Below are 11599 nucleotides of genomic sequence, written 5' to 3'. Positions count from 1 at the left end.
GCTCGCCGCCCCGGCCGCGCGGGCGCAGGGGCGCGCGGTGCGCCTCGTCGTCCCGGCCGCGCCCGGCGGGGCGATCGACCTCATCGGCCGCCTCTACGCGCCCCGTCTCTCGGCGCGCAGCGGGCAGAACTGGGTGGTGGAGAACCGCGCGGGCGGCAACAACACGATCGGCGCCGCCGAGGTGTCACGCGCCGCGCCGGACGGATCCACCTTCCTGATCAACGCGGACATCCACCTGATGGGCAGCCGGGTGGTGCGGGGGCTGACCTACGACCCGATGGCGGACTTCGTCGGCATCGGCCGCGTCGCCACCGCGCCGCTGCTCATCGTCGGCCATCCCGAGGCGTCGCGCGCGCGGACCCTGGCCGAACTGGCCGAGCAGATGCGGCGCGACCCGCGCCACTACACGCTGTCCTCCTCCGGCGCGGGGTCGATGGCGCACCTGGCGGCGGAAGGGCTCAAGCGTCGCGCCGGTGCGGCCCAGGCCGTGGTGGCGCACTATCGCGGCACGGCGCCGGCGATCAACGACGTGGTGGCCGGGAATGTCGCGCTGATGGTGGCGCCGCTGCTCTCGGCGCAGCCGCTGGTGCAGGGCGGCCGCCTGCGCGCCTTCGCGGTGACCTCCGCCACGCGCAGCCCGGCGATGCCGGACGTGCCGACGGTGGACGAGGCCGGGCTGCCCGGGCTGCACTTCACGCTGTGGTATGCCGTCTGGGGCCCGCGCGGCCTGCCCGCCGCGATCGCGGACCAGACCGCGGCGACGCTGCGCGAGATCGGGCGGGAGCCCGACATCGTCCGCCGGCTGGCCGAGGCCGGCGCCGATGCCTTCGCGACCGACACGCCAGCGACCTTCGCCGCCTTCCTGGCGGAGGAGAACGCGAAGAACGGGCGGATCGCGGACGAGGCGGACATCCGGCCCGAATGAGCACCCCGCTTCCGATCCTGATCGCCGGCGGCGGCATCGGCGGGCTCGCTGCCGCCCTCGGCCTGGCGAACAAGGGCTTCGCCGTGCAGGTGCTGGAGAAGGCGGCGCAGCTGGGCGAGGTCGGCGCCGGCATCCAGCTCGGCCCCAACGCCTTCCACGCCTTCGACTGGCTCGGCGTGGGCGACACCGCGCGCGCCATGGCGATCTACGTGGACCGGCTGCGCCTGATGGACGCGCTGACCGCCGAGGAGATCTGCCACATCGACCTGGGCGACGACTTCCGCGCCCGGTTCCGCAATCCTTATGCAGTGATCCACCGCGGCGACCTGCACGGCGTGTTCCTGAAGGCCTGCCGGGAGCATCCGAAGGTCGCGCTGCGCACCAGCGCGGAGGTCGTGCGCTACGAGCAGGACGGCGGCGCCGTCACCGCCTTCCTGGCGGATGGCGAGCGGCTGCAGGGATGCGCGCTGATCGGCGCGGACGGGCTGTGGTCCAACGTGCGGCGGCAGGTGGTGGGCGACGGCCGGCCGCGCGTCTCGGGCCACACGACCTACCGCAGCGTGATCCCGACCGAGCACATGCCGGAAAACCTTCGCTGGAACGCGGCGACGCTGTGGGCGGGACCGAAATGCCACATCGTCCATTACCCGCTGCAGGGCTGGAAGACCTTCAACCTGGTCGTCACCTACCACAACGACGCACCGGAGCCCGTGGCGGGCAAGCCGGTGGAGGAGGCCGAGGTGTTCGCCGGCTTCCACCACGTGCACCCGATCGCGCAGTCCATCATCCGCCACGGCCGCGACTGGCGGCTGTGGGTGCTGTGCGACCGGGAGCCGGTGGAGGGCTGGGTGGACGGAAGGGTGGCGCTGTTGGGCGATGCCGCGCATCCGATGCTGCAGTACATGGCGCAGGGCGCCTGCATGGCGATGGAGGATGCGGTGTGCCTGGCGCACATGCTGGAGGCGCACCAGGGCGACGTCGCGCGCGCCCTGCCCGCCTACAACCGGCAGCGGGCGTTGCGCACCGCGCGCGTGCAGCTGCAGTCGCGCGCCATCGGCGAGCATGTGTACCATCCCGCCGGCGCGCATGCCGCGCTGCGCAACGCGGTGATGCGCGCCAAGTCCCAGGCGGAATGGCGCGATGTGCTGGCCTGGCTCTATGGCGGCAGCGGGGTGGAGCCGGACGGGGCGATCGGGTGAAAGCCCCCACACCGGCCCTGCCCCGCTGACGCAGGAGAGGGAGACGCGAACCAGGCCTCGAAGGCGGCGAACGTCTCCAGGGCAGCGCGGATCATCGCAGCGCGCGCGCCGGGCTCGGCGCCGCACAGCTCGATGGCGGCGCAGCAGGCGCGCCACATCTCGCCGTGCCGCGCCCCATGGCCCATCAGGAACCGCCGTCCCTCCGGCCCTGGCAGCAGGAGCGCATCCAGCCCGCGCGCGAGGTGCCGCCCGCCGAGAGTCGAGCCCTCCGCCACATAGAGCGCCCCAAGCGCGGCGGCGGCGGTCGCGTAGCACGGCAGCGGGGCCATCGGCCCCTCGGCGGCTGCGCCGAACCAGGCGAGGTCAGCGCGCAGCAGGGGCGCGCGGCGGCGCGCGGCAACGTCCAGCCCAAAGCGATCAAGCGGCGGCGCTTCCGCGAGGCGGGCTTCCAGCGCGACGTGGAAGCCCAGCAGGCGCCGCAGCAAGGCGACGTAGCCAGCACGCGTGATGCGGCCCTCGGCCAGGGCCTCGAAATCGGGAATGGCGTGCAGACGGAGATGCGCCGCCTCGGTCGCCGCTCGCAGCGCCGACCGGGCGCTGCAATCCGCTGCGCCCACCGCCGGCATGGATCAGCCGTCGTCCCAGTTCGGGGGCTTCGCCGTGCCGAGCTGCCGGGCGAGCATCTCCAGCATCTCCGTGGTGCGGGCGACGGAGGCGCGCACGCTCTCCAGCATGGCGGGCATGCGGGAGACGTCGACGCCCTCCGCGATCTCCAGCGCGGCAAGCTGGGCGTTCTCGACCAGGGAGGCGAGGATGGCCTGGAACACCAGATCGGCGTGCCGGTCGAGCCAGCCGGCGCGCGTGCGGTGGCTCTCCGCGATCACGTCCTGGAAGCGCTTCCGCGCGGCATCCGCCGCCTTGCGCTCGGCCAGGTCGTTGAACAGCACGACGAAGCCGAGGATGCGGTCCGGGGTGGAGAAGACCGGGTCCGCACGGACCAGCATCGGCCTGCCGGAGGCCTCGTCATCCGCCAGCCGGACCTCGCCGCTCCAGGACTGGCGGTTCTCGACCAGGTCGTGCAGGCGGCGGCGCACCTCGGCGGGGTTGGCGAAGAAAGGCGCCAGGTCGTCGATGCGCCGGGGGCGGGCGCCGCGCAGCGCCGGCAGCAGCCGGTCGAAGGCCTCGTTGGCGAGGCCGATCGCACCGCGCGCGTCGCAGATCAGCACCGGCTGCTCGGAGGCCGCGACCTGCCGGCGCACCTGCGCCAGTTGGTCCTCCGCGATCAGCAGCCGCACGGAGCGGAACTGGATCACCACGTCGCTGACCGAATCGCAGATCAGCCGCGCGGTGGCGAGGTCCTTCGGCGACCACGCCTCGGAGCAGCCCTCGACCAGCTGGTGCCACTTCGCGAAGGACCGCCGCGGCGTCAGGATGCGCTCGCCGCCGCTCACTTCCATCGGCTTGTTCGGGTCGCCGCCCCAGACCAGGGTGCGCTGCACCTCCGGCCGGAACCAGACGAGATACTCGCCGGGCGAGGCGGAGATCGGCACGGCCAGCACCCCGGCCGCGACCGGCGTGATGGCGGCAAGCGCCGGCGCCACCTCGCGCACGGACTGGGTGGCAAAGACGGGCTCGCGCGGCCGGGTCTCGAGCCAGGCGCCGAGTTCGCGCAGGGCGGAGGTGCCGGGCACCTCGCCCACGGTCTGGACCGTGCCCTCGAAAAACAGGGCGGCGCCGGTGGCGCCGAGCGGCTGCAGCAGCGTCGCGGGGCTGTCCACCAGCGCGGCGCGCCAGTCGCCCTCGCGCGAGATCGCCTCGACCAGGCGCTGTTCCAGGCGGCGCACCGAGAGCTCGGCCTGTGCCTGGACGAAGGATTCGAGCGCGGCGATGCGGGTGCCGAGCGCCTCGGCCAGCAAGTCGCAGGCGGCGCGGACGGCAAAGGGCGGGCGGCGCGGCGTGTCGTGGTGACAGGCGACGAGGCCCCAGAGCCGGCCGCCGACCATCACGGAGCACACCAGGGTGCCGGCCACGCCCATGTTCTTGAGGTACTGCACATGCATCGGCGACACGCTGCGCAGCATGCAGAGCGACATGTCGAGCTCGGCGCCGGTCAGCGGGTTCAGCCTTGGTTCCAGCGGCACCGGCACGTAATCCGCATCCGCCACGACGCGCAGGCGGTTGCGTTCGTAGAGACGGCGGGCGACCTGCGGGACGTCGGACGCCGGGTAGCGGTTGCCGAGATAAGGTTCGAGGTCGGGGCGCCGCTGCTCGGCGAAGACCTCGCCGTGCCCTTCCTCCGCGAAGCGGTAGACCATCACGCGGTCATGGCCGCTGACGTCGCGGAAGACCCGTGCCGCCTCCTCGCAGAGCTGGCGCAGGGCGTAGCAGGAGAGGAAGGCCTGCAGTGCGGCATCCACGCGCTGGGCGATATCGGGCTGCGGCTGGGCCGGCTCCAGTTCCACCACCAGCCCGCCGCCGGGCGTGCGGTGCAGCAGCGCGTCGAACTCCGCTGCCGCCGCGCCGGCGCGCACGCGCAGCGGCACGGGCACGCCATCCAGCGGCTCCAGGGTCAGGGGCAGGATGGCGGGCGCCAGATCGCCGCCGAGGTCGCGCAGCTTGCGCCCGAGCACGGCCGGCAGGCCCAGGATGGCGCCAGCATTCGCGCTGGCCTGCACCACGACATGGTCCGGCTCGCGCACCACGAGCAGGGCGCCATGCGGCTGGATCGACCCCGGCAGGTGGATCCGCTCGCGCTCGCAGTTGCTGAGGTCGGCCTCCGCGAAGGAGGGCGCCGCCGAGGAGGAGGCGGGCCCGGCCTCGCTCATCCGTCCAACGCCTCCTCGTCACGGGCTTCGTGCAGCCCGTAGCGTTCGAGCTTGGCGTAGAGGCTCTGCCGGCTGAGGCCGAGCGCATCGGCCGCGGCGGTCCGGTTGCCGCCGGCCTCGCGCAGGGCCTGCTCGATGCAGGCGCGCTCCACCACGGCGGAGGTGTTGCGTACCAGCACCGGCAAAGGCAGGCGTCCCATCTCGCGCAGGACCTCGCCGATCGCGGCGCGCAGCTCGTCGCTGCCATCCTCGGCCCGCGCCCGGCGGCCGATGTCGCGGATCAGCAGGCCCATCGCCAGCGGCCCGCCGCTGCTGCTGGCCGTGCCGGAGATCTCGACTTCCGCCTCAGTGCCCAGCATTCCGGTCAGGACAGTGGGGAACAGGCGGACCTCGCCATGCTCGCGCAGGGTGCGCAGCAGCACCGCGGCGTCCTTGCCGGGCGTGGCCAGCCAGCGGCCCAGAGGCTCGCCCAGCACCAACGCCTCCGTCGCGCACTGGACCAGGTCCAGGAAGGCCCGGTTCGCGCGCCGCACGCGGCCATCGGCATCGGCCACGACGAAGGCGTCCGGCAGCCCTTCCAGCAACTCGTCCGTGCGGGGCGGCACGGCGCGCGGGAGGCCGCGCCCGGGTTCCGGCGTGGCCGGCGCGAGCTGGATGAGGAAGACCGGCTCCGGCTCCCGCGCCATGAGCGAGACGCGGAGCAGCCAGGGCGTGCCGCCAGCGCCAAGGTGCAGCAGCACGCCCGGCGTGCGGCCGTGCTCGCGGGCCCGGGCCAGCAATTCGCGGAAGGCGTTGCGGTCGCGCGGCGCGACTTCCTGCGCGAAGTCCCAGCCGGGGGCGAGGCCGAGCTCGCGGATGGCCGCCGGGTTCGCCTCGATGATGCGGAGGTCGGCGGCGGAGATGACGAGCACCGCCTCCGAGGAGGCGTCGAACAGCAGGCGCGAGCGCATCTCGATCTCGCGCAGCTTCCAGTAGTCCTGCTCGCGGGCCTGTTGCGCGGCGACCAGGCGGGTCTGCAGCTCCTGGACCGCCTGCAGGCTCTTGCCGACGGCGATCAGCCCCGCCTGACCGCCGAGCCGGACCGTTGTGTACTCGATCGGCAGTTCGAGGCCGGAGGGGAAGCGCTGAGTGACCTGCAGGAAGGCGGAGACGCCGCGATCCCGGGCATCCTCCACCATGCGGCGGACCTGATCGCCGGCAAGGTCCCCCACCGTCTCGGTCCAGTGCCGCCCGACCCAGCCCTCCAGGCCTTCCTTGGCGATCGAGGAGGCGACCGATGCGTCGCGGATGATGCCATCCCAGTCGAGGACCAGGGTGACGTCAGGCTGGGTCATCGCAACTCGGTTCATGCGACTCGTCCCGAATCCTTAGCCCGAAGCGACGTGGTCCGAGCGGTCTAACCGCAGCCGGATCATGACAGCTTGCGTGGCCTTCCAGAGCTGTCATGTGTAGTGAGACGGGGCTGCCGTCAATGCCGGATGACGGCTGCATCGTCTCATTTCGTAGGTAAACGCGGGATCGTGTAAGCGAAAAGGCACGGATCGGGGCTGGAGCCCTGCTCCCGACTGTCAGCCTGACTTGACACATCGCATGTCGCTACCTTGAGTGTCGGCATGGGCGCGCGAAGCCAGGTCGTCGTGGTGATCGGCGCCGGGATCGGCGGGCTGGTCGCGTCCGCGCTGCTGGCCGCCAGCGGGCGGGAGGTGCTGGTGCTGGAACGCGCGGCCCGGCCCGGCGGCAAGATCCGCGACGTGATGGTGGATGGCGTGCCGGTCGGCGCCGGCCCGGCGTTGCTCACCCTGCGCCCGGTCTTCGAGGAGATCTTCGCGCAGGCCGGCGACAGCCTCGCGGACAGGCTGCAGCTGACGCGGCAGGCGAGCCTCGGTCGGCACGCCTGGGTGGACGGCGCGCGCCTGGACCTGCCGGTGGAGCCCGCGGCGGCGGAAGCGGCGGTCGGCGACTTCGCCGGCGCTGCCGCAGCGCGCGGCTACCGGGCTTTCCGCGACCGGGCAAAGCGTATCCATGACGCACTGGAGGCCCCCTTCCTGCGCGCGCAACGCCCCGGCGCGCTCGCGCTGGCCGCCCAATCCGGGCTGCGCGGGCTGCTCGGTGCCTCGCCTTTCAGCACGCTCTGGGACGCGCTGGGCGACCATTTCCCGCAACCGCGGCTGCGCCAGGTCTTCGCCCGGGTCGCGACCTATGTCGGCAGTTCGCCGCTGCAGGCGCCGGCCACGCTCATGCTGGTGGCGCATGTAGAGCTGCAGGGCCTCTGGGCGGTCCAGGGCGGCATGATCCGCCTGGCCGAGGCGCTGGCGGACGTGGCCCGGGCGCGCGGAGCCGCCTTCCGCTACGAGGCGGAGGTGCGCGAGATCCTGGTGGACGGCGGGCGCGCCAGCGGCGTGCGGCTGGCCGATGGCGAGACGGTGCCGGCGGCGGCCGTCGTGCTGAACGCAGATCCGGCGGCGCTGGGCGCCGGACGCTTCGGGCGTGCGGCATCCGGCGCAGTGGATCGGCTGCCGCCGGAGCGCCGATCCTTCTCCGCCATCACCTGGGCGATGCGCGCAGCCGTCGACGGCGGCGCGCCGGCGATGCAGACGGTAGTGCATCCCGACGATCCGACCGCCGAATACGCCGAGATCGCCTATCGAGGACGGCTGCCGACCACGCCGACCGTGACGCTCTGGGCGCAGGACCGGGCGGAGGGCGCAGCAGCGCCGGATGGCCCGGAACGCCTGCTGGCCATGGTGAACGCGCCGGCGCGCGCCGACCTGCGGCCGCTGCCCGGGGAGGCCGTGGAGCGCTGCGCGACCACGGCCTTCGACCGGCTGCGCCGCGCCGGCGTCCCGGTGCAGCGCCGGCCGGAGGCCGAGGTGGTCACCACGCCGGCGGAGTTCGAGCGGCTGTTCCCGGGCAACGGCGGCGCGCTCTACGGCCCGGCGGTGCATGGCTGGCAAGCCGCGTTCAGCCGCCCGGGGGCGCGCACGAAGCTGCCAGGGCTCTACCTGGTCGGCGGCGGTACGCATCCCGGTGCCGGGGTGGCGATGGCCGCCATCTCCGGCCGGCTGGCGGCCGCGCGGGTGATCGAGGATCGCGGATGAGCGACGTGCTGCACGACAAGACCGTGGGACCGGTGGTCACCGGGCCACGCGCCTGGGCCTTCGACCGGCCGGTGGGCCGGCGCGGCTATTGCTGGTGGTATCTCGACGCGCTGTCTGATGACGGGAAGCACGGCATCACCATCATCGCCTTCATCGGCACGGTGTTCTCGCCCTGGTATGCGCTGGCCCGTCTGGCGGAGGGCGGCACCGGCGGCGATCCGCACGACCATTGCTGCCTCAACGTCGTGCTCTACGGCACGCCCTCGCGCTGGGCGATGACCGACCGGCGCCGCCACGCGCTGCGCCGCGACGCCGACCATCTTGCGATCGGCCCGAGCGCGCTGTCCTGGGACGGCACCACGCTGACGGTGAACATCGAGGAGGTGACGGCGCCGATCCCATCCCGCCTGCGCGGCACTGTGCGGCTGCATCCGGCGGCGCTGTCCACCAGGCGCTTCACGCTGGATACGCATGGCCGGCACGAATGGCAGCCGATCGCACCGCGGTCGCGGGTGGAGGTGGAGTTGGAGAGCCCGACGCTGCGCTGGTCGGGCGCGGCCTATTTCGACACCAATGCCGGCGCGGCGCCGCTGGAGCAGGATTTCCGGGGCTGGGATTGGTGCCGCGCGGCGCTGCCGGATGCCACGGCGATCCTCTACAACGCGCAGCGTCGGGACGGGTCCGAGATCTCGCTGGCGCTGCGGGCAACGGATGACAGTGCGCTGACCGATTTCGCGCCGCCGCCGGAATTCGAGTTGCCCCGGACGCTGTGGCGGCTGCGCCGACCGACGCGGGCGGAAGGGCCGGCGCGGGTGACGCGCACGCTGACCGACGCTCCTTTCTATTCGCGCTCGGAGATCCACACGCGCCTGCTCGGCCGAGACGCGGCGGCCGTGCATGAGAGCCTGTCGCTCGATCGGTTCAGGTCGCCGCTGATGTTCGCGATGCTGCCGTGGCGGGTGCCGCGGCCGCTGCGGTAGGACCGGCCGGCTTCGCCTCGCCTTCGAACCAGCCGACATCCAGCGTCGCGACTTCGCCGAAGGGCACGCGCTTGCGGGCCGCTTCGCGCATGATGGGCCAGGCGGTGACGGGCATGGTCAGCAGCGGCAGGGGATCGCGCGCGGACCAGGTGACGTCGCGGGTGCGCAGCAGGTTGCGCAGATGGCCGAGCGCGGCGCGCTCGCCGCGGAAAGCCGAGAGCTGCGTCTCCGTCAGGCAGGACCAGAATTGCTGCAGCCGGGTCGCCTCGCGATGGCGCAGCGTGTCGCGCACGCCGAGGATGGCCGGGGCGATGTCGGCCGTCTCGAAGAAGTGCAGGCCACTGGTCGTGCGGGGATTGCATTCGATGGCGTGGATGAGGCCCTCGGCATCCTCGCGCATGTCGAAGGAGATGAAGCCGGTCCAGCCCAGCTTCTCGACGATCCGCGCGATCCAGGCCTCGGCCTGCGGATGGTCGATCCGCTCGAAGGCGCAGGCGACGGAGCCCGCGAACTGGACACCGCGATAGATCACGGTGCCGAGCACGCGGCCCTCCCGCGCAAGGGTGCAGGAACTGAACTCCGCCCCCGGCAGGAAACGCTGGACCACGGCGGGCGCAGCGGCATCGGGGGCGGGCAGCGGCTCACCCGGCGCCAGGACCTTCACGCCGCGGCCGGCGGCGGAATGCGCGGGCTTCACCACGACACAGCCGGCACGCGCCATCGCGGCCGCATCGTCGCTGCCGAGCGGATGCGTCTCCGGCACGGCGAGCCCGGCCTCGCGCGCAATCTCCACGAAGCGGCCCTTGTGGTGCAGCGCCAGCATGAGGCCGGGCGGCATCGCAAGCACGGGCGTGTCCGGCAGAACGTGTGGCAGGAAGGCGACATGCATCGCCTCCTCCGAGACCGGCACGACGAGATCGGCGCCGTGCTTTCGCACGGCCTCGGCGAGAAGCTGCAGATAGGCGCGCTTGCCCTCGGCCGGCGGCGGCATGCGGACGCTGCGCGTGACGCTGTTGGATGCGCCGCAGAGATGGCGCGCATGCGGCTCCGCCACCACCACGCGCCAGCCGAACGCGGCGAAGCTGCGGCAGATGTCGAGCCCCTTGGGCAGGCGCCCGAGCGTGACCAGGACGGTGCCGGTCATGCAGGGGTGACGGTGCACATGACCTGCTCGACAGGGCGGGTGGTGAGGCGCGCGGCGGGGCGGATCCGGTCCGGCGCGGCCAGCGCCCAGTCGTAGCGCCGGAACAGGCGGGCGATCAGCAGCGTCGCCTCGATGGTGGCGAAGGCGGCGCCCGCGCAGATGCGCGGGCCGATGCCGAAGGGGATGTAGGCGCCTGAGGTGATCTCGCCTTCCCGGTCCGGCAGGAAGCGGTCGGGATCGAAGCGGTTCGGGTCCTTCCAGTAGAGCCGGTGGCGGTGCAGCACCCAGGGCGCGACCATCACCAGCGCGCCCTTCTTGAGCCGGTAGCCGTCCAGCGACGTCGCCTGGTTGGCGACGCGCGGCAGGAAGGTGATGGGGGGGTAGAGGCGCAGCGTCTCGCGGAAGATGTTGCGCGTCAGCGTCAGGCGCTTGATGTGGTGGAACTCGATCGGGCCGCCGCCGGTCACCTCCTCGACCTCGGCCCGGAGGCGGGCGACCAGCGCGGGCTGGGTGGCGAGGATGGCGAAGACCCAGGTCAGGGCGCTGGCGGAGGTTTCGTGCCCGGCCAGGAACAGCACGCCGAGCTGGTCGATCAACTCCTCCCGCGTGAAGGCCTTGCCGCCCAGGTGGTCGCGCGCCTCGATCACCTGCTGGGCGATGTCGTCGAAGCTGGCGCCGGCCGCGAGATGCGTGTCGAGCAGTTCGCCGATGCGGGCGCGGATGACGGCGCAGGCTTCCAGCACCGGCGCCTTCTGCGGCGCCTTGGTCCAGGCCTTGTCCCAGATCAGCCGGCGGATCTCGACCTGCGCCACGCGGCGCTCGAACTCGGTGAAGGCGTCGAAGACGTCATGCGCAGTCTTCGTCGCCAGCGTCGTGGTGAAGACGGTGCGGCAGATGATGTCGGCCGTCAGGTGGCTCATGGCGAGGTCGAGGCTGAAGGGCGTACCGTCGCGCGCATGGGCGTCGTACTCGGCCTCCGCACCGGCGACACCAGCCTGCATGGCCGGAAAGGCGCGGTTCACCCGCATCAGCGACAGCGCCGGGTCGATCATCTCCCGCTGGCGCTTCCAGGTGGCGCCGGAGGAGACGAAGATGCTGTCGCCGATCAGCGGCTCCAGCGCGTGCACCATCAGATCCGATTTCGGAAAGATGCCCTCCGGGTCCGCCAGAACGTGGCGCACCATCGCCGGCTCGTTCACCACCACGATGGACCTGCGCGAGTAGCCGAGCGGCCCGATCTTCATGTGGTAGGCCTCTACCGGCAGCAGCGAGAGCAGGTCGCCATCGCCGCGCAGCATGGCGCGCACGAGCGAAGGGAGCGCCGGCCAGGGCGGCGTGTAGGGCGGGACGAAGGGCACCCAGCCCCCGGCCGTCGCGCTGTGGGCCACTTCCTCCATCGTCGGCGCGTCGGTCATGACGTCCTGTCCA

At 72.7% G+C, this 11599-nt stretch carries 9 protein-coding genes; 4 read left to right on the top strand and 5 right to left on the bottom strand.

What is annotated here, in order from left to right; translation table 11 throughout:
* A partial coding sequence (locus tag OZN99_RS00860; protein WP_270933267.1) for a Bug family tripartite tricarboxylate transporter substrate binding protein occupies positions 1-925 on the top strand: 925 nt, incomplete at its 5' end.
* Complete coding sequence (locus OZN99_RS00855; protein ID WP_270933266.1) at positions 922-2124, top strand: 3-hydroxybenzoate 6-monooxygenase; 1203 nt, start codon at positions 922-924, stop codon at positions 2122-2124. The genes OZN99_RS00860 and OZN99_RS00855, both read left to right, overlap by 4 nt.
* Here OZN99_RS00855 and OZN99_RS00850 read toward each other — a convergent pair.
* The 3 genes from OZN99_RS00850 to ppsR are packed head-to-tail and all read right to left on the bottom strand — an operon-like array spanning position 2082 to position 6283.
* Positions 2082-2750: a biliverdin-producing heme oxygenase gene (locus OZN99_RS00850; RefSeq protein ID WP_270933264.1), complete on the bottom strand. Its 669-nt coding sequence runs from the start codon at positions 2748-2750 to the stop codon at positions 2082-2084. The two genes, OZN99_RS00855 and OZN99_RS00850, sit on opposite strands and share 43 nt — an antisense overlap.
* Before the next feature lie 3 nt (positions 2751-2753).
* Positions 2754-4949, bottom strand: a complete 2196-nt coding sequence (locus tag OZN99_RS00845; protein WP_270933263.1) for a GAF domain-containing protein — start codon at positions 4947-4949, stop codon at positions 2754-2756.
* The gene (gene ppsR / locus OZN99_RS00840) at positions 4946-6283 is read right to left on the bottom strand and encodes a transcriptional regulator PpsR (protein WP_270933262.1); all 1338 of its coding nucleotides are present in this window, start codon (positions 6281-6283) and stop codon (positions 4946-4948) included. The genes OZN99_RS00845 and ppsR overlap by 4 nt, the downstream gene beginning before the upstream one ends.
* 279 nt (positions 6284-6562) lie before the next feature.
* Here ppsR and crtD point away from each other — a divergent pair, with 279 nt between their 5' ends.
* Together crtD and OZN99_RS00830 are read left to right on the top strand one after the other, a co-directional pair.
* Positions 6563-8047 carry a 1-hydroxycarotenoid 3,4-desaturase CrtD gene (gene crtD, locus OZN99_RS00835; protein WP_270933261.1) on the top strand — a complete coding sequence of 495 codons (1485 nt, stop codon included), beginning with the start codon at positions 6563-6565 and terminating at the stop codon, positions 8045-8047.
* Positions 8044-9027 carry a carotenoid 1,2-hydratase gene (locus OZN99_RS00830; protein WP_270933260.1) on the top strand — a complete coding sequence of 328 codons (984 nt, stop codon included), beginning with the start codon at positions 8044-8046 and terminating at the stop codon, positions 9025-9027. The genes crtD and OZN99_RS00830 overlap by 4 nt, the downstream gene beginning before the upstream one ends.
* Here the strand turns inward: OZN99_RS00830 and OZN99_RS00825 are convergent.
* Together OZN99_RS00825 and OZN99_RS00820 are read right to left on the bottom strand one after the other, a co-directional pair.
* Positions 8969-10171: an ATP-grasp domain-containing protein gene (locus tag OZN99_RS00825; protein ID WP_270933259.1), complete on the bottom strand. Its 1203-nt coding sequence runs from the start codon at positions 10169-10171 to the stop codon at positions 8969-8971. The genes OZN99_RS00830 and OZN99_RS00825 overlap by 59 nt on opposite strands.
* The gene (locus tag OZN99_RS00820; protein ID WP_270933258.1) at positions 10168-11586 is read right to left on the bottom strand and encodes a cytochrome P450; all 1419 of its coding nucleotides are present in this window, start codon (positions 11584-11586) and stop codon (positions 10168-10170) included. Before OZN99_RS00820 ends, OZN99_RS00825 begins: the two co-directional genes overlap by 4 nt.
* Positions 11587-11599 lie beyond the last annotated feature (13 nt).

Origin of the sequence: Falsiroseomonas oryzae (assembly GCF_027856955.1) — a bacterium.
Taxonomy (GTDB): Bacteria; Pseudomonadota; Alphaproteobacteria; order Acetobacterales; family Acetobacteraceae; genus Falsiroseomonas; species Falsiroseomonas oryzae.
This window is presented reverse-complemented; position numbering and strand designations above follow the sequence as displayed.

What these genes read in the sequence shown, in the direction of transcription:
- OZN99_RS00855 (WP_270933266.1), top strand. Translation starts at nt 922, where the DNA reads ATGAGCACCCCGCTTCCGATCCTGATCGCCGGCGGCGGCATCGGCGGG.
- OZN99_RS00850 (WP_270933264.1), bottom strand. Translation starts at nt 2,750, where the DNA reads ATGCCGGCGGTGGGCGCAGCGGATTGCAGCGCCCGGTCGGCGCTGCGA.
- OZN99_RS00845 (WP_270933263.1), bottom strand. Translation starts at nt 4,949, where the DNA reads ATGAGCGAGGCCGGGCCCGCCTCCTCCTCGGCGGCGCCCTCCTTCGCG.
- ppsR (WP_270933262.1), bottom strand. Translation starts at nt 6,283, where the DNA reads ATGACCCAGCCTGACGTCACCCTGGTCCTCGACTGGGATGGCATCATC.
- crtD (WP_270933261.1), top strand. Translation starts at nt 6,563, where the DNA reads ATGGGCGCGCGAAGCCAGGTCGTCGTGGTGATCGGCGCCGGGATCGGC.
- OZN99_RS00830 (WP_270933260.1), top strand. Translation starts at nt 8,044, where the DNA reads ATGAGCGACGTGCTGCACGACAAGACCGTGGGACCGGTGGTCACCGGG.
- OZN99_RS00825 (WP_270933259.1), bottom strand. Translation starts at nt 10,171, where the DNA reads ATGACCGGCACCGTCCTGGTCACGCTCGGGCGCCTGCCCAAGGGGCTC.
- OZN99_RS00820 (WP_270933258.1), bottom strand. Translation starts at nt 11,586, where the DNA reads ATGACCGACGCGCCGACGATGGAGGAAGTGGCCCACAGCGCGACGGCC.